The sequence below is a fragment of the Methylacidiphilum sp. Yel genome, assembly GCF_004421185.1.
Lineage (GTDB): Bacteria > Verrucomicrobiota > Verrucomicrobiia > Methylacidiphilales > Methylacidiphilaceae > Methylacidiphilum.
Genome location: NZ_LXQB01000016.1, coordinates 1 through 26,977, shown reverse-complemented (window position 1 = coordinate 26,977; position 26,977 = coordinate 1). Strand labels below are relative to the sequence as shown.

The window sequence follows — 26,977 nt, the reverse complement described above, 5'->3', positions numbered from 1 at the left end:
GAGCGCTGTAACTCATCGTTTGTGTCACGGAAACGGCTGCTGCCCTCGGGTTCTCCACGTCTTTCTCCCATCCTACCGTTCACCAGTTTGCTGCCAGTGCGCGATTCCGGCCCCAGGCCTCGCTGCCCCCGTCGGGTGGGCGACCAAGGAGTCGGCGGGAGGCGGTGCGAGGATGGTCCGGTAGGCGGTACCGGTGGCGGTCTCGCTCATCCGGTTGTAGGCCTCCAGCGCAAGGCGGGCGGTGCGGTACTCGCCGTAGCGTTTCTCGTCGCGCTGCTTGAGGATGGGGAACTGGTCGAGGATGTAGGCCACGGCGTCGCGGGGGGTGGAAAAGAGGCGGCGGAGGTCGTCGGTGGCCTCGCGGGCCCAGGCGTCGGCGCTCCCCAGGTAGAGGTGGAAGAAACAGGCGTCGAGCTCGGCGCGGAGCAACGCCCGGCGCAATGGGTCGTAGCGGAAAGGAGGACCAGAGTATCCCAGGTCGCGGGCGAAAGGCTCAAGGTCCCAGGCGATGTAGGTGAGTTCCAGCACCCGGGGCCGGATCCAGTCTGCCAGATTCTCCCCCGGCGACCAAGGGCAAGGATGGTCGAACGCCTCGGGCGGATGGACCGGAAGCTGTTTCATGGTGAAATACGTCAGGCTCGTTCCCCCGACCTTTTGCCTCGCGCAATAGTCGAACGGCAACGAATCGAGCGCCGTCAGAAGTAGCGTGGCGTTCTCGGGCGGAGTGGGAAGCATGAGGAGGTACTTGTGTCCCACCCCCACCCGCGGGATGACAGCGGCGATGACAGTACGCTCGTTCGTAACGTTGGTGATTTCCCGCCAGCCCAGCAGCCAGCCCCGGTCCCACCGGCCTCGGAGCCGCGCCTCCACCTCACGCTCGTGCACCCAGTAGCGGGGCAGCACCCGGTAGGCCGGATCGGCCAGGCGCTCCAATGGTACCTCAGGGAGCTGGGTGTCCTTGGAGCGGGGGGGCTGGTCCGCGTAGTCACCAAACCGGTGGTCGAACTGGTGGACCATCTTGGCTTCATACAACGGGAAATACCGTTCAGGTCCGCGCAAGAAGACGTTCCCTTCGAGACGATAGCCCTCGGCCTCGAGCTGATCCCGGGTGCGGAAGAGATGCGAATCGCTCGTCATGTTGAACAGGCCCTGCGAAAACGACACGCCCCACGGATTGCCCGCCTCGCCTTTGGCCTCCTCCACCAGCACCGGGATGCGGCGGTAGATGTGGCGGGTGAGCTCGGCGTCGCGGGCGGAGCGGAAGATGGGCGCGGTGCGGGTGTTGGGGTTGACCAGGCGCAGGTCCTCGGGCGAAAGGGTGAAGCGGCGCTCGGGATGCGTGAGGTCGGCTGCGTCGTGGCAGAAGAAGGCGAACTCCGCGGCGCGGGCCGGTCGGAGGGCGCCGGTGAGGGTGAGGAGGCAGAACTTGTAGCTGCGGTGCACACCCGGGAAGAGCCCCTTCCGGTTCTCGAAGTCGTATAGACTCGCGAGCTGCCGACGCTCCACCACGTCGGCGAAGAAACGCTGGGTGGTGGCGTCGGTGGCGATGCCAGTGGGGACCACCATCCCGGCCTTGCCTGAGGGCGCAAGGAGTGTCCGGAAGGTCTCTGCGAAGACCGCGTAGGTGTTGATCTTGCCGCGCCCCGTGAGAGGGTAGCGGCCGGCCTGGGCTAGGAACTCCCTGAACGCCTCGCTTTGGTGCGTCGCCGCTAGGAAGGCGCGGTAGAGGGCAGGGTCGTCGTCGCGCAGGCGTTGGATCCAGCGCTTGCGTTCCGCTCCCGCCGCGGCGGCAATGTCGGGATCACGTGTAGCGAAGAACTCCTTCTCGCTCAGCTGCGCTTGCTCCCACGGCGGGTTGCCGAGCACCACATCGAACCCGCTCGACCAGCCGGCCTCTGGGTTCTCCGGCACTCCCTGACCCACCCGGAACACCTCGGGGAACTCCAGGTGCCAGTGGAAGAAGGCGAGCTCCGAGGCGACCCGCTCGACCTCATGCCTCAACGCCTCGGGGACGGAGTCGGGGCTTTCCAGGAGTCGGCGGACGGTGTCGGTAGTGATGCCGTCGGATCCCTTCCGCTTGGGCAGGAAGAACGCGGCGCACCACGCGTCGGCGGCGAGCTTGGCCTGCCGGTAGGCGTCGCTTGCCACCAGCTTGCGAAAGTCCTCCTCCTTCGCGGCGAGGGCCTCGGAGGTGTCGTCAGGGGCCTCGGCGAGACGCCTTGCGGCCTCGTCCAGCTCCCGGGCCCGCTCCGCCGCCGCCTCCTCCAACGTGAGCTGCACCGTCCCCTGCTCCAGGCGCCTTCTCTCCTCGCGGTTGCGCCTCCCCAGAGCCCGGCAGGCCTCCTTGTCTTCGAGGGCGTGGGCCTCCTTGTACGCGGCGTCGGGGATGCCGCATGCGAGCATGGCCGGGGTCACCCCAAGCAGGCTGTTGCCTCGCCTTATGTGGGCGTCTAGGAAGGAAAGCGGCCGGCCTGGGTCGAGCGTCTCGAGCCAGAGCGACACCTTGCAGAGCTCGACGGCCATCTCGTTTACGTCGACGGCGTACAGGCAGCGGGAGACCACGTCGCGGAGGGCCTGGCGGACCGCCTCCGGGGAGGGCTCGACGTCCCCGGTGCGCACCGCCGCCAGGCGCCGGGCGATGCGGTGGGCCGCGGCCACCAGGAAGTGGCCAGAGCCCGAGGCGGGGTCCAGAACCTTCAAGGAGAGGATGGCAGCCTCGGGGTCAGGGGCGCGGGTGCGTTCGACGAGGACTGGTTCCAGCGTCGTGTTGAGGAGGCACTGGACGAGCTGGGACGGGGTGTAGTAGCTGCCGGTGGTCTTGCGCTCGTGGCCGGCCTCCACCTTGAGCCCGAAGGTGGCGGCGTCCACGTTCACCTCGGGGTGGAGCTCAAGGAGGGACTCGTACACACTCCCCAGCTCCTCGGTGCCGAGGTTCCGGTAGTCCACAGCCCGGCGAATCCCGCCCTCGGTCACCTCCGAGAGCGCCCGCACGGCAGCCAGCAGGTATTTGTTCGCAAGCTGCGCGCCCTCTAAGTGCGGGATGGCCTGAGACGACCAGAGGAAGCTCCCAAGGGCGGGAAGAGCCAGGCCGGGCGCGCCGGCGCCGGCAGCCAAGGCCCGCATCACGACCTTAAGGCCCTCCCAGAGGTCCCCGTGTCGGGTGTCGCGACGGCGGGCCGCGAGGCGCCGCAGGCGTTCGGTAGAGTAATAGCAGAGGTAGCGGTCGCGGGCCTTGGCTGGGGCCCCGGGGTCAAAGAGCACCTTTCGATCCTCGGCCACGAAGAGGAAGATGAGCCGGTACACGAGGCGCAGGAGCTCCCGGTAGTAATCCTGGCGGTCGAGGGCGCCGGATCGGAGGTCCTCGCGCAGGACCGCGTTGGCGGGGTGGGCGAGGAAGCCCGCGCCGAGAGCCTCGAGGGCCCGCTCCACCCCGCCCCGGAGGGCCTTGAGGGCCCGCACCCCCTGCTCCCGGGCGACCTCGCGCCAGCGCTCCAGGATGCAGGTCTCGGGTGGCTCGCCCTCGAGGCGCGAGACGTGGCAGACGAGCCAAAGGACAGCGAAGTCGGCGTAGACCTCGCCCGAGAACATGGCCTCGAGGTCGAACTCGACGTAGGCCTGGCGAGTGAGGGAGGTGTTGTCCCGCAGCAGGCGCAGGACGCGCCCGTTGGAGACGAAGCCGTAGAGCCGCTCCTCGGAGTGGTTGAGGAGCTCCTGGAGGAGTCCGTGGGGGCTCTGGGCGGCGGCCCCCGCCACACCCCGCTCCCGCCGGTCAAGATCGGTTCTCCATCCAAGGAGGTGGATGGGGACCTTCCCCCAGGCGTGGGAGACAGCGTAGCTTTTGCCGTCCAGCTCCACGGCGCGGGCTGGGGCGAGTCGGCCGTAGCCGAGCTCTGCGAAGAGCGGCAGGAGCCAGCGCTCGCGGGTGAGGCCGGTGGCGCGGTCCGCTTCCGGGAGCCGGGCCAGCTGTTCCTGGAACGTCCGCCAGGTGCCGAGGAGGCGGTTCCAGGAGCGGGTGATGGCCTCGTTAAGGCGGTCGCCGCGGTCCAGGTGGTAGGCCTCGGGCTTAAGGTCGGGGAGGCCCGGATCGCCGGCCGCCACCCTGGCAAGGAGGTCTGGCGGGAGGACCCCGCCCTCGGTGCGGACGGTGGTGAAGCGTTCTTGGCGTGCGCGCATGGCTAGCTTACCGGCAGGTAGACGTAGACGCCGAGGACGTCTGGCGGGAGTTTCGGCTCGACCGTGATGCGTAGTCCGCGCAGGCGCGCGCCGGCGGCGAGGCGCTGGTGGACCTCGCGGATAGCCTCGGCCCGGCGGCGGGCGCGTTTGTCCAGGGCAGGCTGGAGTGCGGACATCCCCTCGAGCACGCGGCTCAAGTGGTAGCGGGCCTGCTCGGGGGTAATGTTTGCGTCGGGCGTGATGGCCAGCACCCGCTCGGCGTCCTCGTCGGAGAGCCAGCTGGGATCGTCGGAGGGACCTTCGAAGGCCACGAGCGAGGCCTCCTCAGCGAGCTGGCGATGCTCTGTGCCGTCGGGCCTGCGGGTCATGAGGTCGAAGCGCAGCCGCACGAGCAGCAGGGTGGTGCGCCGCTCCACTCCCCGGGTGCGCACCACGCCCGCCCGCCGGGCGACCCGGACTTCCTCGGGTGCATGCGGGTCGAGGGCGGTGTCGAGAACGAACGATGTGAGGCCCTCAACCACCGGGTGGGTGCGGGAGAGGTGGAACTCGCCATCCCCCACGCGGAGGTCGAAGCGGCCTCGGATGGTGTCGCGGTCGAGCCCGAGCACGTCGCGCAGCGCCTGGGGAGTCTCGCGCAGCTCGGCTTCAAGCGCCCCGTCGCGGATGGCGACGGCAGCCCCGAGGGCGTGGAGGGCGTCCTGGGTGAAGCGGGCCACGTCCTCGGGTCCGCCCAGGGTGCGGCGGTGAGCCTGGAGCTCGGCGGCCACCTCGTCGGCCTTGATCCCCTCCTGGGCGAAGATCGAGCGGGAGCGCCGCTCCCGCTCGGCGGCCCGATCCCAGCGTCGGTGGAACTCGGTCCGCTTGGGCGCGATGACCTCCGTCTCGAAAAGCTGCAGCTTGGCCTCGATGACATCGTCCGGCCTGCCTCGGAGGAGTAGACCTTCGAGAATAGCCTCCAGGACGCTTTCGCTCTCCGGGACGGGCACGCTCACGCCGAGGCTCCTGCGGATCTCCCGGTGCTTGCGCAGGAGCACGTCAAGAACGATCCCGTCGACGGGGTTGTCCGCCCCATAGACCATCACCGTGCGGACTAGCCGGCGCCGCTGGCCGAATCGGTCCACGCGGCCTTCCCGCTGCTCGTGACGAGTGGGGTTCCAGGCGAGGTCGTAGTGGAGGACAGCGTCGAAGTGGTCCTGGAGGTTAATCCCCTCCGACAGGCAGTCGGTGGCGACGAGCACCCGCCGGGGATGCGTAGCGAGCTCGGTCACACGCTGCTCGCGGTCGGTGTGAGGGAGCCGGCCCGTCACGGCCTCCACCTCCACCCCGGGGAGCGCCTCGCGCAGGGCCGCTGCTACGTACTCGGCCGTCTCGATGAACTTGCAGAAGACGACGGGGTAGAAGCCGTCCTCGCGGAGGCCGCGGACGAGCTCAATGCCCTTAGCGAGCTTTCGGTCGGCCTGCCTTCGCAGGGCGTCCGCGGCGCGGGCCAGCTCCAGCAAGCGGCGCCTCTCCGGTGACGTCGGGGCCTCGTCCTCTGCGTCGGCTCCCGGGGTGACGTCCGTCGCCTCGGCGGTTTCATCGGTGAGATCCATGACCGTGCGGCGGCCAAGTTCGTCGGCCTCCTCGGGGGTAGAGGTGTGTGACCCCTGGGCCCGCTCGCGCAGGGTGCCAGCGGCCGCCGCCGGGCTCGACCCCACCGCCCGGAGCAAGCCGAGGGCCGCCCACCAGCGCACCCGCTGACGGTGGGCACCGCCTGAGGGGTCGCGGACCCTCTCGCGGCACCAGCGCAGCACCCGCTGGAAGAAGTCCTTGTACTCGGCCGAGAGGGTATAGGTCTCCTCCCTAGCCTCCCGATTCGGAAACGGAGTTTCGGTGGTGAGGTAGTGCTCGACGTCGGCGCGCCTGCGCTGGACGAAGTGGCGGGCCAGGCGCTGCCGCTCTGCCCGCCGGGCCTCGGGGGAGAGGTCCTCCGGGATGGTGGCCAGCGAGCGGTCGAGGAAGCTGAGGAGGTTCCGGAAAGCGTCTTGCTTCCCCGAGTGGGGCGTGGCCGTCACGAGGATCAGGTGGCGGCGGGGGTCCTCGGCGATCTTCGCGACGAGGCGGTACCGCAGGTGGGCGCCGCGTCCTCCCGACTGGTCGGCGCACTCGTGGGCCTCGTCAACGATGACCAGATCGGGGCAGGTCCGAACGAACTCCTGCCAGCGCCGCTCGGACTTGATGAAGTCCGTGGAGACCACGACGAAGGGATAGTGCTCGAACAGGCTCTCGCCGAGCCCAAGACTTCGCTCCAGGCCCGTCGTAGTGCCGGCCAGGACCGCCTCGGCCGCGATGTGGAACTTCTCCTTAAGCTCCCGCCGCCACTGCTCGGCCAGGTGCGGGGGGCAGAGGACGGCAAGCCGCTGCACCTCCCCGCGGTCCAGAAGCTCTCGCGCCACGAGGGCCGCCTCGACGGTCTTTCCCACTCCGACGTCGTCGGCGATAAGCAGACGGACGGGGTCGAGTTTAAGGGCCATGAGAAGCGGGACAAGCTGGTAAGGCCGAGGTTCTACGGCAATACGGGCGAGACAGCGCAGTGGCGTGGTGGTCTCGCGGAAGCCCAAGCGGAGCGCGTCGTGCAGCAGGCGCGCGGAGAGGAAGTCTCCGAGGTCCGAGGGGTCAGGCGGGAGGAAGGTGGCCGGCTCGACATGCTCCAACAGAAGGTAGATCCCGGTGACCTCGTCCTCGGTGCCGCCTAGGGGCCGGACGACGAGGACCTCGGGGTCGGACCGGGGGAGCACGACCCAATCCCGGCCCCGCGCCCGCACCAGTGAGCCTACCGGGAAGGCTTCCCGAAAAGGCTGGGCCATTGGTCGATCACCTCCTCCCAGGCGGCCTCGTTGGGACCAAAGCGGATCACGGTGTAGCCGAGGTCCTCCAGGCGCTCGGCGGCCCGCGCGTCGCGGATAGCCACGTCCGGGTAATCGTGGACGGGTCCGTCGACAAAGACCGCTACCCGGTCGGCGTCGTAGACGAAATCCGGGCGCGCGCGGGCGTCTTGGATGAGCACCTGGGCCCGCGAAGGGAGCAAAAGGCCCCTAGCGTCGAGGAACCGGAGCCACCGCCGCTCGAGCTCCGTCTGACAGGAACGAAGCAGCGCCTCCAGGTGGTCGGCGCGGGGGCCAGGGCCGGGCGACGGCTCACAGCGAGCCCGGGCGATCTTCATGAGGACATCCCGTACGAGGCGACGGTCCAAAAGCCGGTGGTCCGGCTGGTTGGTGTAGCTCATCAGGCAGTCGTAGCAGGCGGCCTCACAGTCCTCGCGGGCCCGCGGGGCGCGGCGGCGGTCCTCGCCGGTCTCGGGGTCGAAGTGGCAGAGCGCGAGCGCGGCCCGAGCGACCCGGGGCAGGGCCTCGGGTTCTGTGACGAGCCTCCGGAGTACCCCGGCCCCGCCCTCGGCGGCCTCGTAGAAGAGCAGCAGCCGGCGGCGCTCAGGGGTGGGCAGGGGCTCGACGGCCAGCTCCTGCTCCTCCAGTTGGAATTCGACCTGGATGGCCTTCATGAGGGCAGCACCCAGAGAGGCCATGGTTTCCTCCGAGAGCTCGCTGGCAGGTTCGAAGAGCAGCGCGTTGCGGCGGTCCTCCACGAAGGGGACGACCCGCTCTGTCGCTGTGGCGGCATCCTCGTCCTCGGTCGGCTCCTTGGCCTCGTGCTGCTGCCAGATCCCCCGCTCCGTGTCGAGGAGGAAGCCCAGGCGGTCAGGGTTGCTCCGCCGGGCCCAGCCCAGATTGATCCGCCACAGGGTGGCCGCACCGCTGTAGGTCAGAGTAGCCAGGGGCTCGCCGTCGAGAACGACGCGGGCAGACCTGGCGCGTGGCCTGCCGTTCTCCTCGGCAAAGCGCACCCCCGTGCGGATCTCGTAGCCGATGCGCAGCCGCTCTTCCTCGTCGGAGCTGATGCGGTCTCGCCGCCTGGTGGAGACGTTCTGGAGGCGGAAGAGGCGCTCGACGGGAGCGGGGAGCACCGCGCCGCAGCGCTCGCAGAGGTCGGGCCCGGGGGACTCGAGGATAGGGTGGAGGTAGCCGCATGCCCCGCACTGCTTTGCGGTGTGGGTCACGAGCCGCCCTTCGCCCGTCCGCTCGGGCGGCAGCAGCACGCGGTGGATCACGTACCGCGATCCCTCGTGGTAGACGATCCCGCGAGGCCCGAACTCGGAGATCGCCAGGAAGCGGGGGCGCGAGAGAAACTCGTCGCGACCCCTGGTGCCCCGGCGACCCGGGATGAAGGCCGAGAGCGGCAGGCGCGGGAAGTTGTAGCCAGGCAGGAACCCCTCGCTCGCGAAGTACCGGTAGCTGTAGAAGTCCGACTGGTAGGGCCGGGCGCCCTCGACGTCGGCCCGGAGGAGCTCAAGCTGCGACTCGGCCTCGGCCCGCAGGCGCTTGGCGCGGTCGCGGTCCTTGGGACTCCGGGAGGCATCTCCGATGACCCGATTCTGCTCCTCGCGGGTCTTGAGGGCCGCTCGATACAGGGTACGCCATCGGTTACAGGACTGGTCAAAGGCCCCGAGGGCCCCGTCGAGGACCCGGTCAAGCCAGTCCGGGTGGTACCAGTCGGCTTCCTCGAGTCCGCGGATGCTACGGAGGATGCGGCGGCACCGCTCGTGGGCGCGCTCACGCGCCTCGGGTCTGGCAAGCGCGTCACGCAGGGAGGGGCGGATCTGCAGCGTGGGATTTTCGCCCTCGGTGTCGAGGACATCGGCGAGGGACGAACGCAGGTCCACCCCGGTCTCGGCAAGCCAGACGGCGTGGACGTGGGCTCGGAGAAGATCTTCGTTGGTGAGGTCGAGCTGGGGCGGCTGGACCTGGCCCGACACCATCTCCTCGGGACGGCGGAAGAAGTACTGATCGTGGGAGCTTTTGGCGGCACAGTACGTGAACACGAGGGCCGGCTGGCCGCTCCGGCCCGCGCGCCCGCTCCGCTGGGCGTAGTTGGCGGGTGTCGGAGGGACGTTCCGCAGGTTCACCACGTTGAGATCGGCGATGTCGATGCCGAGCTCCATCGTGGGGGAGCAGAACAGAATAGGCAACCGGCCCTCCCGGAAGTCCTTCTCGCGCTGCTCGCGGACCTCCGCCTGAACTTGGGCGGTGTGCTCCCGGGCCTCGACGCCGACCATGGTCCCCGCCACCCCGGTGTAGAGGTCAACGAAATACGGGTTCGCCTGGCGGCCCGTCGCGGCGCGGACCGTGACCCGCCGCAGGGGGTCCTGGTAGGGCCTGCTCCCGTCACCTGCTTTCCAGATCATGCAGGCTGCCAGCAACTGGTACCCGGGGACGTCGCGGAGCGGCTGGTCGACCGCCGCCACCAGGCCGCCCTCTCTCAAGGCCGCGAAGAGATCGCGGATGATCCGCTCGGTATCCTCAAGCCGAAGCTGAGTCCGGTTTCCAGGGAAGGTGCTCGGGCGGCGGAGGTACTGACCAAACAGGCTCCTGGGGGAAACAAAGAGATGTCCCCCGTAGTCCTCCTTGCGGCGCGGGCGCGGGTAGGCGACAGCCGCGCTCACAAGCCGTTCGTCCTCGTCGAAGGCCCATGGCGGGGCGAGGTACTGGCTGGAGCGTTGGCGGAGTCCGTCCTGGTAGACAGGGTCGAGGTAGTCCACCTTGATGGCCAGCTCGCGGCGTAGCAAATCCAGGAGCGTTCGAGCCGCCTCTTGCCGCTCCTCGGGCCTGGCTCCGGTCAGGACAGGATGCAGGCCGCGCCAGATGTCCTCCGCTGCGCACACCTCGTCGAGGGAGAGGTACTCGATCCTGAGGAGGTCGCACTGCTCGAGATTGGGGGCTGTCAGGCGCCACCCGCGCTCCAGATCCCGATAGAGGCGGTAGCCGAGGACGTCTCGGAGGGCCCTGTCCGTCTCCTCGCGGAACGCGAACCGGACCGAGGGGTCGCGCGCGTAGCCCTCGATGGGGAGCGCCAGTGCTTCGAAGACACGCTGCGTGAGCTCGTCGTGACGGATTCCTGGGGCGGCGGCCTGCTGGGTTGCGCGGTACAGCGCAGCACGGAGGAGTCCCACCTCCACGAAATCGTTGAAGTGACCGGCCTGGAGCGAGGCGTCCTGCCGGTTGTCGGTGAAGCTCAAAATATTGCGCGCGGTCGCAGGTAGCTCCTCGTCCTCGGCGAGCCTCCGGATCGCTTCGGCGACGAGGATCGTTGTCGAGGTGGCGCGGCCCCCCTCGCCCACGGTGGCCAATCGCGCGTAGTCGCGCCGCTCTCGACCCTCGTAGGAGACCCCGCAACGCATACAAAAGGGGAGGGGAGCGCGAATAAGCAGGAACGTGGACCCGTCAGGTGTCTCCCGACCATCCGTGCCGATGCGCACCGGGCGAGGGAGCCAGTCCCGGCGGGAATTCCGAAGCTGTCCTGACGCGTCGAACCAATCGCCGGGGATGCGCTCCAAGACGGCCTCAGGCTCCTCAGGCCAGGGATCATCCGGGGCAAGGTAGAGGTATGCACTTCCCTCCTCTCGCTCCCATGGCTCTCGGGGTTCAAAAACCGTGCGCCCTCCATCGTCGCGGATCTCTCGTACCGCGTAGTATTCCTGTCCGCACTCTCGACAAAAGACTAGGGGAATGAGCCATCGCGTCCGATCTCCGGGGACGTACTGCTGCTCACGCAAGGTGAGGTAGCGAGCCTCAGGCGGCTCCAGCGACGCGTAGACCGTATCCCCCCGGGTGAAGAACTGGTGCACGCGGAACGCGAACAGAGGCGCGTCGGTCTCAGGGTCACGCAGCGTGCAGCCCGCCAAAAGCGTCCGCTGGATAGCTTCCGCGCACCGGTCCTCCGAAAGCGCGGTCGGTGTGGCCAGCTTCCGGGCGAGACCGTCCTCGCCCCGGATGGGCCGCGGCCGTGCCCGCCGCCTTTCGTGGCCCACTTCTTCGATGCCGAGGGCGCTCTCGATCCAGCGGGCCAGGGGATCCCGTCGGAAGGCGTCGACGCTCTCGGGGACCGCCCCGTCCTCCACCCGACGCCGGAGCTCCTGGCGGAAGGCAGGGTCGGATGCGTCCCACGCATCGGTCACGCGCCGGAGCGTCTCCACGATGACCGCCCCGCGACGCACCTCCGTACCGAACAGCAAAGTGGCGACCTCAGCGATGCGGGCGCGTTGCTTGCTCAGGTCCTCGACCCCCGCAAGGGTGGCAGAGGTGCCCACGCACTGGAGTTCCCGTGCCTGGCAGGCCTCCCGGACCCGACGAACCAACATCGCCACGTCGGATCCCTGGCGGCCGCGGTAGGTGTGAAGCTCGTCCAGTACCAGGAAGCGGAGACCCCGAGCTGCTTCAACCAGGCCCCGCTCGATGGGCCTGGTGAGGATGAGCTCGAGCATGACGTAGTTAGTGAGCAGGATGTCCGGGGGATTCTTGACGATCTCTTGCCTTTCGGCGTCCGTTTCTTGACCGGTGTAGCGGCGGAAACGGACGGGGCCTCGCCCGTTGGGGAACCCCAGCTCCAGAAACTTGCGGAGCTCGCTAGCCTGGCTGTTGGCGAGGGCGTTCATGGGGTAGACGACGATGGCCCGGATGCCCTTCCCGGGCCCCTCGCGCAGCACGGCGTCCACAATGGGAACGAGGTAAGCAAGACTCTTCCCTGATCCCGTGCCGCTCGTCAGCACGTAGCTCGCGCCCGTCCGTGCCACCCGGATCGCGTCCGCCTGATGCCGGTACAGCCGCAGGGGACGCCCATATGGGTCGGCCTCGCTCTTGATCCGGAAGATTTGTCGGCAGGTTTCGTGGAGCATCCCTTGGTCAACGAGCTCGTCGATGGTCTCCGCCATCTCGAATCCCGGGTTCAGTTGGACCAGAGCCTCCGGCCAGAGGAGGCCCTGCTCGAGCTCATCCTCGACGAGCTGGCAGATTCGCTCGTCGCGAACGGTCAGGAAGCTCCTGACGAAGTCGCTGTACTCCTTGACCAGGCGGTCTCTCAGACGAAAAACGTCCATGGGTTTCCCCATCCGGACCACGTTTCCAAACAGACGATGGCAGGAGCGGAAGGATCCACACCCGTAAGAGGCAGAATATGGTTCCTGTTGGAATTGAGGATCAGAGAGTTGTGGCATCAGAACCCCAAATTGAAATCGGGTTGCCGGGTTATTCTTTAAAGCGTTGGCTCGATAAGGCCATAGAATATAGCCTTCGTAGAGAAGAGATTGAGATAAAAGACGGGCTTGTTCTATTGTCAACCTATTCTCCTTGTTTCAGTTTGCTCTTTATCTAATAGCCTTTCTAAGGCCGTTTGCAGCGAAGGAAGTCTATGGGATAATTGATAATCCTGAGGTCTTTCATAGAGGCTATGATCCAATCGGATCCAAAGGGAATCAGGATAGTATCGAAAAAGTGTTTCTTTCCAGATTTCGTAAGGCATCAGATAGCTGCATTCAGAACTCCAAGGAATAGATCGGACTGTTATTTTGTCTTCAGCTAAAAGATAACAAATTCCACTGAAAAAAAATTTTAAAAAGATTTCTCCTCCTTCTAACGAGGAAAAATAATACCACATAGCCGATTCATGATCATCTCTAATCTCAATGGGTAGATCTACGGTCTGGATCGAATTGATTCGATTTAAAAGCAGCATCTTTTCACACCACAAAATACTATTGAGAGATTCGGGTGGACCAAAACGACGCTCTATCCTTTTTAGTTCCGATAAGCTGTAATCTTTGATTTTCGGCTCTATCATAACCCGTACTTGCAGAAGAGCCGAATCAAGACATTCTTTTCCAAGATAATGGACTTGGACTAAAAAATTTAGAGTAGGAGACAAACATTGCGTTTTGGGAAGGGCTTTTAGGATTTCAAAATTAAGGTGCACTGTTGGTTAGTTTAATTTTTTTTTGGTTTACTATATTGATATTCTTTCAAAATAGTTGAGATTTATACAAGAATTTTATCCTGGAAATTGTCCTTTTTTGCTCAAGTTCTGTCCCTTACAGTAGCGCCAGTTACCCAAGCATCTTTGCCAAAAACAGCTCCTAACCCATTATTTATACAATAAATGGAGTCAGTTATCCAGTTTCTTCCTTTGCCATGCCATTTTTCTCTAATCAAAATGCTTTCTATTCTATTTTTAGGTAAGGGACTTTCTTCAAGGAGATTACGTAAGGTAGAAGCATGACTTTTTTCATCTTTTGCTAATTCTTCAAGCATCTTTACAGGCTTTTTCAGCACCTTTGAACTGTTCTTTTTGTTTTACGTAGTGCAATTCATCCTTTGCTTCAACATATTCCATCCTTCTGACTACATTACCGATACTCAGATTTTGGTTTAACCATTTTTCTAGAATTCTTTTGAATGATTACTTAGTTCATCATCTGAAGTAGCCTGGAATAAACACCCTTAAGCTCTGGTTTCTCTTCTATAAACCTTACAATGAACTTTTGAGTCTCTTCCCGAGAAATCTTCTTGCTCTCTTCTCTAGCCCTCTTTATCTCATCAAGCAACCTGTCATAAAGCTACCTACACGCCTCAAGATATTCCTCAAGAATCTGTTGGGTAGTCTTAGAAGGTTATGTGCCCTGAATCTATAAGAGACTCTCATTTTCCTTGCTCCTCTCCATACTTCTTCAAAACATCTCTAAAAACCTTCGCCTCTCCCAATGCTACCTTATGGAAGGGGATTTCCCGGAGGAGTTAAAAATTCCCTGGGTGTTAAGACTTTTAGTGATGCTTCCACTGAAATTTTCTTTTTAAAATGAATCGCATTCCAAGAAAGAAAATGAGTGATATGGGGAATATAGCTTTCAACTAGAGATATAATTAATGCATCCCCGAAGCTAACTTTTCTGTTTATAACTTCAAAAACCTTTCTTATGGCAAGTTGGGGCAAGGATAACTCCAGTAGTGGGGAAGGTATTATTTCAACATTATATTTATCCGGGAAGTAATGATAAAGCTCTACAATCTGCCTTTCGTTTAGGTTGAAGGAAAGGATCCCACATATTTCCAGGAGGTTGAATACACTTGTAATTCCTGTCTTTTTCTCATACAAGTAATCCAAAAAACTCTTGTTGATCTTATAATCTTTATCCTTTTTATATCGCAAGTCTATTATAAAAACATTGCTATCTACAAAGATTACCTCTTTTTTTCTTTTCTTCTTGACCAACTCTCAGCCTCCTTCCAGTTTATAAAGAAGGGTTCTGTCTTTTCCAAAGTTTCCTCTATGTCTCTCCACGCTTCCTCAAAGGAGCGTAACAGGGGTTGTTGTAGTGATCCTTCAAGATTCGGGGGAGATATGATCGCTATGGGTTTTCCCCTCAAGGTTATCAATATCTTTCCACCTTTAGCCACATATCGTAAAGCGCTACCTGTTTTGTTCTTTAATTCTTTAGCCGTCATTATCTTGATTCCTTCCATGATTTGCCTCTAAGTAGCTATTTCCAAAATATAGTAGCTACTCTTTATGAGAATGTCAAGAAATGTGCTCTAGAGCAGCAAAAGCAGGTGCTGGAACTCTATTGCCCCATAAGGGCTGGACGTTCGAGCTGGTTGCTGAGATTGGTTTTGGTATAAACTCCAACAAGAAAGGCTGCTGTAGGCGATTAAAGGCTAGTTTGGCCGCTGGTCATCACCCATAAAGACCGGCTGCTGCGAGTGCACTGTTGGTTAGTTTAATTTTTTTTCTTTTGGTTTACTATATTGATATTCTTTTAAAGTATTATTCTACCGGAAAATGAGATTTATAAAAGAATTTTATCCTGGAAATTGTCCTTTTTTTGCTCAAGTTCTCTCCATTACTTATGATCCTATGCAAAAAGATCTGGTTGGCTGGGTGCAGTGTGGAGGTAGAAAAAGCAGGATTAGCTTTTCTTTTATACCCGAAATCCAGGTAGATGATTGGGTTATTGTGCAGTTTGGTTTTGCCAAAACCAAAGTCGATTTTGCTAAGTTTTCTGCATATGAAATTCTTTTGCTTAAAGAATTAGCGACTTTTTTACATGAAGGACCTTGGATTGAAGCTGAAGCTTGTTGTTACGGATCTTTCTCTTTGGATCCTCTTCCTCCTTTGTTTTTTTGCCTGGTTTTTTTAATCTTTCTCTTTTCTTTAAGCTGGAAATTTATTTTGAATCTGTAGCTTGGGCACAAGTAATGGATGATCCAATCGATGGGGCCATAGAAAAGCATTCAAAAGATTCAAATAAACCTCCAGGAAGCATTCCGACCATTTCTCTACCTGAAGTTACCGTTAGTGCTCAGACTGTTTCTTCCGAGCCTACTATTTTGCCTACCAGCCGACAGATTTCTTCTTATGGTCCTGAAATGAACATCCTAGAAATTCCTCGCGACATTCGTCCTGTAAGTCAAGAGGAGATGCAAACGGTCATGGCTTTAACTGTAAATGATTTAGCTGCATTTAGCCCTTCGATAAATCCCACTCAAGCGACTGGTAATATTGTTAGTGAACCTATCATCCGGGGCCTGCCAGGAACAGTGTTTCGTAATGGAATGTTAGTGGGCTTTTCAAGTGGGGGGTAATTGGGGTCCTTTAATGAACATGATGGCTTATGATTCTATGGATATAGTGACTGGTCCAGTAAGTATTATATTCGGCCCTCAAGAATTTGCTGGGGGTTACGTTAATGAGCTAACTAAACAGCCTTATTTCGACCGGTTTCATGGAAATGCTGCCTATACTTTTGGCATGTATGGGGATAGCTTTTGGAATGTAGATTTAGGAGGACCAGTCGGGAAAACCAAAAAAGCCGCTTTCAGAATAGATTATTTTGGGCAGGCTGGTTATGCACCCTTTAATTACTACGATGGGGCATATATGCAAAGGGAGGCCTTCTATTTGGCTTTTAGTGCCCATCCATGGGAAAATCTTTGGATCGACTGGAATGGAGAAGTGGATCTCAACAATTTTGTTCCTTACGCAGGACTTAATCGACCTAATGCTGCTCTTATCCATGACGGACTTTACCAGACAGGGAGTTGGATTGGATCAATAGGTCCTACAGGAGCTTTTATTCCTGGTCATGTTACCCCGCCTCCTTCGGGAGGATACGTGATAGATTTTGGGCCTGAAGTTCCAATTAGCCGCAGAAACAACATCTTCAATAGTCCTTTGAATTTCACACTTCAAACCTATGGAGTTTTTCAACCGATTATCCGGTTGGAGATTGATGATCGGCTGCGGATTGTTAATAACCTTATGATAGAATATTTTCGAACGGAAATTGGCCAACCGGTGCCCATGGACACCTGGGCTTTTCTGCCTTATGGCTATAATGTAGCCGATCGTCTCGAAGTCATAACTACCTTGGAAGACAATAAAATCAAACAACTGATTGATTCTGGGATGGCTTTTAGATTTTTATCCGATTTGGAATACTTTGGAACATGGCATGGCCCTGCAAATCAGGTGGATATGACCAAGCCTTTTAGTGGAGGACAGGATGATCCTTCTCCTGTTTCTTATGATACAGCGGTTGCCTATGGCAATCCATTTTTAACAGACGTTCCTATTCCTGGATTTCCTGGAGGTTTTTTTAACGTTGATAATTTTCTTTCTACTCAATGTCGTTTTTTTGAAATTTCTCCTTTTTTTCAAGATCAAATTCAGATTGGCACCAAGCTTTCTTTGCTTTTTGGTGGAAGGATGGATTTTTACCATGTTGATGCTAGTCCTCCAGATGGAACGCCAGCCATTCTTCTTGAACCTTTTGAACCCTATGACCGTACTCAACTAACAGCCATATTACCGCAGTTAACATTCAGCTCTTCGTACAGACCTTATCCGTGGATGAGTCTTTATGCAACAGGCTTTTTTGGGCAGACTACTGCTCAATCTCAATTTGGAGCTTTTGCTCCAGAATTCACTGGGGTCTTATTACCATCAGCTTAATGAGTTAGAGGAAATTGGTGTCAAATGCAATTTATTGAACAATCGATTTTTCTTAGCTCTTTCTGTCTATAATCAGACGGGTTTTGTACCTGCTTTTGTTTTACCTAGCGGGATAACTCCAACAGTTTCAGCTACGGTCAGAGGCTTTCAGATCCAAGGAAGTTACCAACCCTGTAAACAGTTGTGGATCAACTTTGGATACAACCTAATTGATGGCTTTGAAAACTGGTCTTCGGATCCTATCGGGCCAACAGTTAACCAACCTTATTCGACCCGTGTGGCAGCATTGTACCATTTGCCTGTTGATCCTATTGTTTCTCTGGCTCCTGGCCTGTATCCTTTCCCGGGATTTCCTTCCAACTATGCTAATTGGATAGCAACATACAAAATGGATAATGGATTTGGTATTTCGCTATGGGCCATTGCGGAGACAGGTCAGTGGTTGGGATTTAATTATGCTTTGCGCACCCCTTCATGGTATACGCTGAATGGTAGATTGTTTTATACAGCAAGAAGATGGGAAGCCAGTCTTTGGATTTATAATCTGACCAACAACCATTATTTGCTGGCAGGAGGAGCTGGATTTACTCCAGCTGCAAGTTTAGATTACGATTATGCCGCTTTGCAAATGCCTTTTTGATTCAGGCAACATTGCAAATCTTTTTTTAATAAATCATTGTCCTTTCTAGAAAAAAAATTTGGGCACTCTGGTTGAATACGGGAGTCTGACTTTATCATTTATTTCAAAAATTATCTGTAGATACCCAAAATTATGAGTGTGTTTCCTGAAATGATTCTTTAAATTCAGTTTTTTTTTCTGTAATATACTTCTCAATTGATCAAGATTTTGATGGCAAACAAAGAAGGCGAGACTTCAGGAAGAAAAGAGCCATTTTGGGGAATTGGCCAGCTAGTTCTCCACTTTTTCGAATTTTTGGAATCGGAGCTAAATTATCTTGGTAGCAAGGCTTGGGCTTTTCTTATTCTTCTCTTAATCAGTTTAATTTTTATTATATTTTCGGCAATTTCTTTTCTTATTGGGTTTTTTTATGGAATATGGGGTCTTTATCTTCTTTTTAGTGCAGGAATAGGAAAAATTGGAGGAGCATTTCTCTGTGGCGCCTTCTTAATGTTATTGTCTGGATTTTTTTTATGGATAATACGAAAAATAGCTCACAAGATTTTAAATTAAGGCTAGAAGAAGCTCAAGCCCGCTTCTTGGAATCTTTAAAGCGGGTTAGTAAAAACTTACCTAATGAAAACCTCCTTTGGATCAGTTTGATCATTGGAATTATTATAGGTCTTCTCTTATATTCTCTCCGGTGGATACTTTCCAAAATGATCCGAATCGGTTTCTTTTATTATATTCTTCATCAATTATGGAACATAATAATTAAAGATAGTCAAGAAACGGATTCCAAGACATCATCAGAGACTCCCAATGGTCCTTCCAGGGAGAACGAATCGCCAGCGGCTAATTAATGCCGTTTTTTCTTTATTATGGTTCCTCGAATATGCTCTATAGGGAGTAACTAGTTTTTCTTAAGAATGCCTAAAAGCTTTTAGAACTGTTTTTAACAATCTTGAAGCTAATCTTCCATAATACATTGATGGTGTAGTGACTGGAACATGGTCTTCTGATGGCGTAATGAAATTACACTAGCAAAAAGTCAAAGACATTAGTTTTATTTGGACTTTGATTTCCCATGTCTTCACTTATCCATCGCTTGAGGCAAAATATTGCGACAAAAAGTGCCATTGGCAATGTGATCTTCAAGACCGGTTGAATGAGGTTTAAAGGTATATTTTTTTAGCTTGCTGTTACCTATGTATGAGGAGCAACACTTTCAGAATGATGGAAAACCTGTTTTCCAAAAACTGAAGCAAATAAGTGAAACTGAATGAGTTTAGAAGGTAAGCTGCTCTTCGACAATTAGTTTGAAAGAAGCTAAAAAGCCGATCTAGGTCTTTTCCACTTATTTTTTTAGCTTATGCCCTGAATCCTTAAAAGGATAGAAAGCTTGAGTGTGGTCGACAAAATCTCCATAGCCACAAATTTCACTTTAGAAAAAAAGAAAATGACCTATACTTTATACTCATATTCTAAACAACCATTGTTTATTGTGGGGAGGATAGACTTATGTGCGAACATTGCGGTTGTCAGCCTGCTTCTCATCAATCAGCTCAGTCAGCAAACCACCATCCGGAATTACTTCATTCTCACCATGATCATAATGATCACAATGAGAAGAAGGCTGAGAAACCAAGAGAGCAGGTGAAACTTCAAATGGATGTTCTTGAAAAAAACAGCCGATTTGCAAAGGCGAACCGCTCTTTGTTTTCTGCCCGAAAAATTTTGGCTCTAAATGTAATTTCAAGCCCAGGTTCAGGGAAAACCTCTCTTTTAGTGAAAACCATTGAGGCTTTTCAGGGGAAATTCCCTCAAGCGGTCATCGAAGGGGATCAGCAGAGTGAAATAGATGCCCAAAGAATTCGGCAGACTGGTGTTGAAGCGGTACAAATCCAAACAGGCAAAGGATGTCATTTGGATGCCCATACCATTGGTCATGCTCTAGAAGAGATCCCTTTACCTTCGGAGGGGATCGTATGGATTGAAAATGTGGGTAATTTGATTTGTCCTGCTCTTTTTGATTTAGGTGAAACAAAGAGAGTGTTGCTTTTGTCTGTAGCTGAAGGGGATGATAAACCCCTTAAATATCCTGAAGCTTTTTACGGAGCTGATTTATTGGTTTTGACCAAAATCGACTTGCTCCCTTATGTCGACTTTTCAGTGGAAAAATGTATGGATGGTCTTCGAAGGATTCGGCCAGGAATGGAAGTCGTTGCCTTATCAGCAAAAACAGGAGAAGGAATAGAAAAGTGGTTTCATTGGGTTAATCAACAATTGGCCACTATTAGAGGATAAGGATCTAGTTGTTGAATTTTTACCAACTTGATTAGAGGCGTTTTGTGGATTTATCCCCAGAACTTGTGTTGATTACTGGCCTAGTTGCTGGATTCATTCATGCTTTAACAGGACCGGATCATTTGAGCGCCATTGCTCCCTTGGCTATTGAAAGCAGGAAGGCAGCCTGGAAAATTGGTTTGTTCTGGGGCCTAGGACATAGCGGAGGAATCTGGATTTTAGCGGTTATTTTATTTTTTTTTTCGTAATCTCTTCCCGATCGCTCAGCTTTCTCGGTGGTCGGAAAAAGCGGTTGGGATTGTCTTGATTGGGATAGGGATGTGGACCATTCGCCGAGTCTTTCAAAAGAAAATTCATATCCATAGCCATCATCATGAGGGGATAGAACATTGTCATATTCACTACCACGAGGAAACTCCGTCTGTCTCCTCTACTTCCCTCGTACACGAGCATAGTCCACATTATCATACCCATGCATCCCTAGGGATAGGGTTGTTGCATGGTGTTGCGGGATCCAACCATTTTCTCGGTGCCCTTCCCGTTTTGGCATTTCCCACTCAAACACTTGCAGCCCTTTATGTTTTAGGATTTGGGGTAGGAGCTATATTGGGAATGATCGTTTTTTCATTCTTTTTATCCAGGATGGTTTTTAGTCGACTATTAGATACGCAAAGGAAAGGGAAATGGTTAAATATCTGTTTTGGCAGTTTGGCTATAGGAGTGGGTTTGTTCTGGTTGTTTGGAGGAGGAGAATGAAGCTAAAAAGCTCAGCCTTTCGTTTACGACCTAGCTGATGTCAAAGCACCTGTAATGAAAAAAGCCTTACGCATTCATTTAAAAGGCAAAGTTCAAGGAGTTGGTTTTCGGCCTTTTGTTTACAGGCTTGCTCAAAGACTTGCACTGCAAGGCTGGGTCAACAATACGACAAGTGGAGTCCACATCCATGTCGAGGGGCCTCAAGAAAATGTTGAAACTTTTTGTCGTGATCTCATCGATCAAGCTCCGTCTATTGCATTTATCAGTTCGTCGGTCTTCGAACAAACAGAAATCAAAAATTATGAGTATTTTACCATCGAACAAAGTCAAGAAGAAGGTAAACCATCGGTCCTTCTTTTGCCTGATCTTGATCTTTGTGAGGATTGCCTGGTGGAGCTTCGTTCTCCAACCAATCGGCGCTTTGGTTATCCTTTCATAACCTGTACGCAATGCGGGCCACGTTTCTCCATCACCCTTTCGTTACCGTATGACAGGCAGAGAACGACGATGGTTTCTTTTAAGATGTGTTATGAATGCCAAAGGGAATATGAGGAGCCACTGGATCGCCGATTTTATTCTCAAACCAATTCATGCAAAGACTGCGGGATAACCCTAAGACTTTATGATAAACAAAGAAATGAATTGGGCTGCAATCAGGCTGCGCTTGACGAAGCGGCAAAGGCAATCTTAGCAGGAGAAATTGTCGCTGTGAAGGGTATCGGAGGCTTTTTACTTATTGCAGACGGCTACAGCGATCGGACTGTCTTGCGCCTGAGAGAAAGCAAAAAAAGGGCTCATAAACCTTTTGCCTTAATGTTTCAAGACCTTAAGACTGTCAAAGAACATACTGAAATTTCCGATGAAGAAGAAAGGTGGCTGACATCCCGTCAAAAGCCAATTATGCTCCTAAGGAAAAAAATAAACCTCTCTTTGGTCCTTTCTGAGCACATTGCACCTTTGCAAGATACTCTTGGGATCATGCTTGCTTATGCTCCCTTGTACGTTTTGCTTCTTGATCTCATCCAACATCCAGTGGTAGCAACCAGCGCGAACATTTCCGGCTCTCCCATACTAACTACAGAGGAAGAAGTATTCTCTCAACTCCAAGGGGTAGTTGATAAAGTTCTTAGTCATAACAGAGACATTGCTGTTCCTCAGGATGATTCCGTCATGGCATGTTCCCCTGTGACGAAGACGCCGATTTTGCTCCGAAGAAGTCGTTCTTTTGCTCCTTTTTATAGTTTAGACTCTTACGAAATTTCACAGTCAGCTTCTCTGTTGGCTTTGGGATCGGATCTCAAAGCTACTTTCAGTCTTTGTCACGAATCAAACCTGTATGTTTCTCAATATTTAGGTGATCTGGGCAACTGGAATGCTTATGAAACTTATCAGAAAGTCCTGTCTCATTTTACAAAACTTTTTGATTTTATACCCACAGCTCTCGCTGTGGACCTTCATCCTCGGTATCATTCGACTGAATTGGGGTTGGAGATTTCAAAGAATTATAAACTCAACCCTGTTTTTATACAGCATCATAAAGCCCATTTTTGGGCGGTTTTAGCCGAAAACGACCTTCTTTGGCAACAGCAGCCTGTATTGGGTGTCGTGTGGGATGGGACTGGATATGGGGAAGACGGAAGAATTTGGGGGGGAGAATTTTTTCTTTTTCAAAGGGATCAAGAAATGAAGAGGCTAGCTCATTTCGAATATTTCCCTCTTCTCTTAGCCGACAAGGGCATTAAAGAACCGCGTATTTCTGCTCTTGGCTTGTGGTCATCACAGGTTGGAACATTAGATGAACTGAATTTTTTAAGACCGAAGTTTTCAGCTCTTGAATGGAGAACCTATCTGAAGATGATTGAAGCAAGAAAATATGTTTTAAGTTCAAGTGTTGGCAGAATTTTTGATGGAGTAGCCTCGATACTTGGTCTTTGCGATTATACTACTTTTGAAGGTCAAGCAGCCATGGAGTTGCAAAAACAAGCTACCCGGTACGCTTTATCTGCAGGTCTTTGGAACAACATGCAGGCAATAAAAAATTGGAAAGTTCCTGAGGCTAAGCTTTATAACAGTGTGGTTCAACTAGGTCAGTTGATCCGATGGATGAGGCAGATGGCAGAAGATAAAAGACCGAAGGAGGAGATCGCTTTTGGACTACACTATTGGCTAGCCCTGCTGGTCGGAAGACTAGCCAACGAGTTTAGAGTGCGGAAAATAGCTTTTTCTGGCGGAGTCTTTCAAAATGGCTTATTAGTTGACCTTTTGAAGCTTTTGTGGGGAGACAAATTTGAACTCTATTTTCATACGGCTCTCTGTCCCAATGACGAAAATATCAGTTTTGGTCAGCTCATTGCCCTTGCTTATGAAAATCACTGGATAAAGAAAAAGCTCTGAAGCCTTCTTTACTTGGCATTGACATCAATGAGAAAAAGAATAGCCTACAAAAGGATATGTGTTTAGCAATTCCTGGAAAAATAGTTGAAATGGATCCTTATGATCAAATGCCTTTTATTCAAACAGCTCTTGTTGAGGTTTCTTCAGTGAGGAGGAGGATCAACATTGAATTAATAAAGGACGAAGAGCCGAAACCAGGGGATTGGGTATTAATTCATGTCGGATTTGCATTGGCGAAAATATCTGAACGTGAAGCTCAGGATCAGTTGCGGATTCTTTCCATGCTTGGAGAAGATAAACAGGCAATGGAAGAGCTTCAAGGTTATTCTATGGAAGAAGAAAAAAAAACATAAAAGATACTTCTTTGAAGGATCTGATTTAGATGCAATATGTAGATGAATTTCGGGACAGTCGACTTATTAAAAAGACAATAGAAACGATTCAACAGCTAGCTGATCCTACGGTACATTACCGGATCATGGAAGTCTGCGGGGGCCATACTTTTTCTATTTACCGATTTGGCCTACATGCTCTTATTCCTTCAAATGTTGAATTGATCCATGGTCCAGGATGTCCTGTATGTGTATTGCCGATGGGAAGAATTGACGAGGGGCTGAGAATTGCTGAAGATCCAAAAGTGATTTTAACCGCTTTTGGGGATATGATGCGAGTGCCAGGTCAAACAGGCAGTCCTTTGGTCCTGAAAGCAAAAGGCAGAGACATTCGAATGGTGTATTCCCCATTAGACAGCCTGAAGCTGGCTAAAGAACATCCTAAAAAAGAGGTTGTTTTTTTTGCAATTGGTTTTGAAACTACAGCTCCTGCAACGGCTCTAACGCTTTTAAAGGCACAGGAATGGGGAATAAAAAACTTTTCTGTATTTTGTAACCATGTGTTGATTCTGCCTGCCATTCGAGCGATTCTAGATTCGCCAGATATGCGACTTGATGGGTTTATTGGTCCTGGTCATGTGTCTACAGTGATTGGGTGTCGGCCATATGCATTTGTTGCTCAAAATTATAAGAAACCAATAGTGATTTCAGGTTTTGAACCTTTAGATATTTTAGAATCCATTCTACGAATCTTGCGCCAGTTAAAAGAAAAAAAGAGCGAGGTGGAAAATCAGTATGGCCGCGTTGTTCCTTGGGAAGGTAATCGCACAGCGTTGAAGCTGCTTGAACGGGTTTTTGAGCTTCGTTCGTATTTCGAATGGCGCGGACTGGGATTCATAGCTCAGTCAGCCCTTAAAATTAAAAAGGAATTTTCTTATTGGGATGCTGAACTGCGTTTTGGCACTCAAGGCATTACTCTTACTGATCCAAAAGCAGCACAGTGTGGAGAAGTCCTTAAAGGAGTGCTTAAGCCTTATCAGTGTAAGCTTTTTGGAAGAAGCTGCAATCCAGAACATCCAGTAGGAGCCTTGATGGTCTCTTCTGAAGGAGCGTGTGCAGCCTACTTCCATCACGTCTATCAGAAAACAGAGCTCTAGGCAGAGGGACAAGTGGGCTTTCAAGTTAATTAGGTTTTGCCTTAGAATTGGAAAATGAAACTGGAACAGTGCATAGAACTGGCTCATGGAGCGGGAGGTAAATCGAGTAGGAGGTTAATTGAACAGGTGATATTGGCTGAATGCAGGAACCCACTTTTAGAGCCTCTTGCTGACGCTGCGATTATCGAATGGGATAAAACCAGGTATGCGCTCACAACAGACAGTTATGTGGTCAGCCCCTTAGCCTTTCCGGGTGGGTCCATTGGTGAACTTGCGGTCAACGGGACTGTGAATGACTTGGCCGTTTCGGGAGCAAAGCCGCTTGTTATTTTATCCAGTTGGATTCTGGAAGCAGGGCTGTCGATGGAGGTTTTTCAACGGGAAGTCAAAGCCATGGCTCGGGCTGCAAAAGCTGCCTCGGTTATTATTGCTGGTGGGGATACAAAAGTCGTTGAGCACGGAAAAGGAGACGGGCTTTATATTACAACGACTGGGTATGGGCTTGTGGAACCAGGGGTGAATTTAGATCCTCATAGAGTGGAAGTTGGAGATAAAATTTTACTTTCAGGTCCTATCGGTGACCATGGGATTACAGTTCTTTTAGCCAGGGGAGAAATAGAACTGGAAGCAACTCTTAAAACAGATAGCCGCCCTCTTTGGCCAATGATTGAACCCATGATTAGATTGGAGCCTTCGGCTATCAAGTGGATGCGGGATCCGACAAGGGGAGGCTTGGCTTCCGTCCTTAATGAACTTGCCCATGACATTGGCTTTGGCGTTATGATCGAAGAGGAGTTGATCCCAATTCGTCAAGAAGTTCGGGGAGCTTGTGAGATCTTGGGTCTGGATCCTCTGCACATAGCTTCTGAAGGGCAATTTGTTGCTGTTGTGGATCAGAAGAAGGCCGTTGATTTTCAAAAGCTGCTAAATGACATTCCTGGAGGAGAAGAAGCCAGAATTATTGGGGTAATTTCGGACAAACCTTCTGGGAAAGTGGTTACTCTTTCTGCATATGGCGGGAGTCGGATGGTTGATATGCTTGTAGGAGATCCCTTGCCAAGGATATGTTAAGGAAAGAAAAAATAACAAAAGAGCTTAATTGGATAAGGCAACGGGTTGAGAAGCGGAACGGGCTCTCAACCCTGTTTTTCCAAAAAGAAGCTTTATCATTGGCTACAATCTGCCAGCAGATTGCTAGCCGGTTTTTGAATGGAGGTAGAATTTTGGCTTTTGGTCGAGGCTCTTCTCAAACGGATGCACAGCATGTTTCGGTAGAGTTTGTCCATCCTGTAATCGTTGGCAAACGAGCGCTGCCGGCTTTAGATATCTCAGCGGATTTTTTTAATTGGCTTAAGGCCATCTGCAAGGCTAATGATATTGTTTTTGGATTCAGTGGAATTGAAGGAGATGTTTTAGTTGAAAAGGCCATTGATCTAGCAATGGGAAGGGGGGCTTTGACTTTAGCGCTCCCTGGAAAGAAAGGAAGTTATTTTATAGAGAATCCTTCTGAAGATCCTTTTATATTTCAAGAGATCGTCGAAATCCTTTATCACACCTTATGGGAAACAGTGCATCTTTTTTTTGAACACCGTCAGTTGGGACAATCAGGAGGAGAAGCACAGTTTCTCTATCCCTTTTTGGGTATGGATGGACAGCCAGAGGCAGGGATTATTGAGGAAGTAAGTTGGTCAATACAAGAAAAAGCCAAAGAAGATGAAAGATTAAGATTAAAGTTGGTAGAAGAAGAGGGCGAAAAGATTCTTCAGGCAGCAAAACTACTTAAAGAAAAAGGTCAACAGGGGGCTAAAATTATTCTCTTTGGCAATGGAGGATCAGCTACGGATGCCAATGACTTTGCTTTAGACCTACTGAATATCTCTCTAGAATGGCCCAAACCTTTAACTGCCTATTCATTATCTATAGAACCAGCGGTGCTCTCTGCCCTGGCAAATGATGTGGGAGCAGAAGTCATTTTTTCGCGTCAATTGATGGCCCATTTGGAATCTGGGGATGTAGTCATTGGAATTTCGACCAGTGGGGGATCACGCAATGTTTTGGCCTGTTTTGAGGAAGCAAGGAAAAAGGGGCTTTCTACTATTGCCATTTTGGGATACGATGGAGGGGAGATCGTTCGCAGGGGGCTTGCTGACCTATCCATTATCGTTCGTTCTGATTACATTCCTCGAATCCAAGAAGTGCAGGCTACCGTTTACCATTTGATCTGTGAGCTTTTAATGGAAAAGGAACCATTGACATCCTCCCCATGCCTAAAGGCAGGGGATTCCTGGAGATAACTGACCAGATTTAGCCAGGGCAAGCTCTCCGATGAGGGTGTTGAGGTTTTGATAGACCCTGACACTCTCATCGGC

Annotated in this window: 20 protein-coding genes; 13 read left to right on the top strand and 7 right to left on the bottom strand. The window is 53.5% G+C overall.

Going from position 1 to position 26,977, the window contains the following annotated elements; translation table 11 throughout:
• Positions 1-72: 72 nt before the first annotated feature.
• The 7 genes from A7Q09_RS11110 to A7Q09_RS03085 form a co-directional block, all read right to left on the bottom strand.
• Positions 73-4,173, bottom strand: coding sequence for an Eco57I restriction-modification methylase domain-containing protein (locus A7Q09_RS11110; RefSeq protein WP_134389853.1), 4,101 nt, complete (start codon positions 4,171-4,173; stop codon positions 73-75).
• Positions 4,174-4,175: 2 nt separating this feature from the next.
• The gene (locus A7Q09_RS03110) at positions 4,176-7,019 is read right to left on the bottom strand and encodes a helicase-related protein (protein ID WP_134389852.1); all 2,844 of its coding nucleotides are present in this window, start codon (positions 7,017-7,019) and stop codon (positions 4,176-4,178) included.
• Complete coding sequence (locus A7Q09_RS03105) at positions 6,986-12,139, bottom strand: DEAD/DEAH box helicase (RefSeq protein ID WP_134389851.1); 5,154 nt, start codon at positions 12,137-12,139, stop codon at positions 6,986-6,988. The genes A7Q09_RS03110 and A7Q09_RS03105 overlap by 34 nt, the downstream gene beginning before the upstream one ends.
• Positions 12,140-12,375: 236 nt before the next feature.
• Positions 12,376-13,011: a DUF6084 family protein gene (locus A7Q09_RS03100; protein WP_134389850.1), complete on the bottom strand. Its 636-nt coding sequence runs from the start codon at positions 13,009-13,011 to the stop codon at positions 12,376-12,378.
• A 101-nt stretch (positions 13,012-13,112) separates the two neighbouring features.
• Positions 13,113-13,367: a hypothetical protein gene (locus A7Q09_RS03095; RefSeq protein ID WP_134389849.1), complete on the bottom strand. Its 255-nt coding sequence runs from the start codon at positions 13,365-13,367 to the stop codon at positions 13,113-13,115.
• A 436-nt stretch (positions 13,368-13,803) separates the two neighbouring features.
• Positions 13,804-14,304, bottom strand: coding sequence for a hypothetical protein (locus A7Q09_RS03090; RefSeq protein ID WP_134389848.1), 501 nt, complete (start codon positions 14,302-14,304; stop codon positions 13,804-13,806).
• Positions 14,274-14,555, bottom strand: coding sequence for a type II toxin-antitoxin system Phd/YefM family antitoxin (locus A7Q09_RS03085; RefSeq protein ID WP_134389847.1), 282 nt, complete (start codon positions 14,553-14,555; stop codon positions 14,274-14,276). Before A7Q09_RS03085 ends, A7Q09_RS03090 begins: the two co-directional genes overlap by 31 nt.
• Positions 14,556-14,871: 316 nt before the next feature.
• Between A7Q09_RS03085 and A7Q09_RS03080 the strand changes: the two genes are divergently transcribed.
• The 13 genes from A7Q09_RS03080 to A7Q09_RS03020 all read left to right on the top strand — a co-directional run bounded on the left by A7Q09_RS03080 (position 14,872) and on the right by A7Q09_RS03020 (position 26,902).
• Positions 14,872-15,273 carry a HypC/HybG/HupF family hydrogenase formation chaperone gene (locus A7Q09_RS03080; protein ID WP_134389846.1) on the top strand — a complete coding sequence of 134 codons (402 nt, stop codon included), beginning with the start codon at positions 14,872-14,874 and terminating at the stop codon, positions 15,271-15,273.
• 14 nt (positions 15,274-15,287) lie between these two features.
• Complete coding sequence (locus A7Q09_RS03075; RefSeq protein ID WP_134389845.1) at positions 15,288-15,674, top strand: Plug domain-containing protein; 387 nt, start codon at positions 15,288-15,290, stop codon at positions 15,672-15,674.
• A gap of 13 nt (positions 15,675-15,687) precedes the next feature.
• Positions 15,688-17,043: a TonB-dependent receptor domain-containing protein gene (locus A7Q09_RS03070; RefSeq protein WP_134389844.1), complete on the top strand. Its 1,356-nt coding sequence runs from the start codon at positions 15,688-15,690 to the stop codon at positions 17,041-17,043.
• Entirely contained in the window at positions 16,952-17,683 is a 732-nt protein-coding gene (locus A7Q09_RS03065; RefSeq protein WP_134389843.1) for a TonB-dependent receptor, read from the top strand. The genes A7Q09_RS03070 and A7Q09_RS03065 overlap by 92 nt, the downstream gene beginning before the upstream one ends.
• Before the next feature lie 512 nt (positions 17,684-18,195).
• Positions 18,196-18,525: a hypothetical protein gene (locus A7Q09_RS03055; RefSeq protein ID WP_134389842.1), complete on the top strand. Its 330-nt coding sequence runs from the start codon at positions 18,196-18,198 to the stop codon at positions 18,523-18,525.
• A 658-nt stretch (positions 18,526-19,183) separates the two neighbouring features.
• Positions 19,184-19,969 carry a hydrogenase nickel incorporation protein HypB gene (gene hypB / locus A7Q09_RS03050; RefSeq protein ID WP_134389841.1) on the top strand — a complete coding sequence of 262 codons (786 nt, stop codon included), beginning with the start codon at positions 19,184-19,186 and terminating at the stop codon, positions 19,967-19,969.
• A 44-nt stretch (positions 19,970-20,013) separates the two neighbouring features.
• On the top strand, positions 20,014-20,217 hold the full coding sequence (locus A7Q09_RS10880) for a hypothetical protein (protein WP_244228482.1): 204 nt from the start codon (positions 20,014-20,016) through the stop codon (positions 20,215-20,217).
• A 70-nt stretch (positions 20,218-20,287) separates the two neighbouring features.
• A complete protein-coding gene (locus tag A7Q09_RS10875) occupies positions 20,288-20,725 on the top strand; it encodes a hypothetical protein (protein WP_244228481.1) in 438 nt (145 codons plus the stop codon).
• Between the two features lie 54 nt (positions 20,726-20,779).
• The gene (gene hypF, locus A7Q09_RS03040) at positions 20,780-23,119 is read left to right on the top strand and encodes a carbamoyltransferase HypF (RefSeq protein ID WP_134389840.1); all 2,340 of its coding nucleotides are present in this window, start codon (positions 20,780-20,782) and stop codon (positions 23,117-23,119) included.
• 56 nt (positions 23,120-23,175) lie between these two features.
• A complete protein-coding gene (locus A7Q09_RS03035) occupies positions 23,176-23,472 on the top strand; it encodes a HypC/HybG/HupF family hydrogenase formation chaperone (RefSeq protein ID WP_134389839.1) in 297 nt (98 codons plus the stop codon).
• Positions 23,473-23,501: 29 nt separating this feature from the next.
• Positions 23,502-24,608, top strand: coding sequence for a hydrogenase formation protein HypD (hypD, locus tag A7Q09_RS03030; RefSeq protein WP_134389838.1), 1,107 nt, complete (start codon positions 23,502-23,504; stop codon positions 24,606-24,608).
• A 54-nt stretch (positions 24,609-24,662) separates the two neighbouring features.
• On the top strand, positions 24,663-25,679 hold the full coding sequence (hypE, locus tag A7Q09_RS03025) for a hydrogenase expression/formation protein HypE (RefSeq protein WP_134389837.1): 1,017 nt from the start codon (positions 24,663-24,665) through the stop codon (positions 25,677-25,679).
• Positions 25,673-26,902, top strand: coding sequence for an SIS domain-containing protein (locus tag A7Q09_RS03020; protein WP_134389836.1), 1,230 nt, complete (start codon positions 25,673-25,675; stop codon positions 26,900-26,902). The genes hypE and A7Q09_RS03020 overlap by 7 nt, the downstream gene beginning before the upstream one ends.
• The last annotated feature ends 75 nt before the right edge of the window (positions 26,903-26,977 follow it).

Coding starts and splice junctions, on each gene's coding strand:
- A7Q09_RS11110 (WP_134389853.1), bottom strand. CDS start 4,173: ATGCGCGCACGCCAAGAACGCTTCACCACCGTCCGCACCGAGGGCGGG.
- A7Q09_RS03110 (WP_134389852.1), bottom strand. CDS start 7,019: ATGGCCCAGCCTTTTCGGGAAGCCTTCCCGGTAGGCTCACTGGTGCGG.
- A7Q09_RS03105 (WP_134389851.1), bottom strand. CDS start 12,139: ATGGACGTTTTTCGTCTGAGAGACCGCCTGGTCAAGGAGTACAGCGAC.
- A7Q09_RS03085 (WP_134389847.1), bottom strand. CDS start 14,555: ATGGAAGGAATCAAGATAATGACGGCTAAAGAATTAAAGAACAAAACA.
- A7Q09_RS03080 (WP_134389846.1), top strand. CDS start 14,872: ATGAGATTTATAAAAGAATTTTATCCTGGAAATTGTCCTTTTTTTGCT.
- A7Q09_RS03075 (WP_134389845.1), top strand. CDS start 15,288: ATGGATGATCCAATCGATGGGGCCATAGAAAAGCATTCAAAAGATTCA.
- A7Q09_RS03070 (WP_134389844.1), top strand. CDS start 15,688: ATGAACATGATGGCTTATGATTCTATGGATATAGTGACTGGTCCAGTA.
- A7Q09_RS03065 (WP_134389843.1), top strand. CDS start 16,952: ATGCAACAGGCTTTTTTGGGCAGACTACTGCTCAATCTCAATTTGGAG.
- A7Q09_RS03055 (WP_134389842.1), top strand. CDS start 18,196: ATGGATAATACGAAAAATAGCTCACAAGATTTTAAATTAAGGCTAGAA.
- hypB (WP_134389841.1), top strand. CDS start 19,184: ATGTGCGAACATTGCGGTTGTCAGCCTGCTTCTCATCAATCAGCTCAG.
- A7Q09_RS10875 (WP_244228481.1), top strand. CDS start 20,288: ATGTGGACCATTCGCCGAGTCTTTCAAAAGAAAATTCATATCCATAGC.
- hypF (WP_134389840.1), top strand. CDS start 20,780: ATGAAAAAAGCCTTACGCATTCATTTAAAAGGCAAAGTTCAAGGAGTT.
- A7Q09_RS03035 (WP_134389839.1), top strand. CDS start 23,176: ATGTGTTTAGCAATTCCTGGAAAAATAGTTGAAATGGATCCTTATGAT.
- hypD (WP_134389838.1), top strand. CDS start 23,502: ATGCAATATGTAGATGAATTTCGGGACAGTCGACTTATTAAAAAGACA.
- hypE (WP_134389837.1), top strand. CDS start 24,663: ATGAAACTGGAACAGTGCATAGAACTGGCTCATGGAGCGGGAGGTAAA.
- A7Q09_RS03020 (WP_134389836.1), top strand. CDS start 25,673: ATGTTAAGGAAAGAAAAAATAACAAAAGAGCTTAATTGGATAAGGCAA.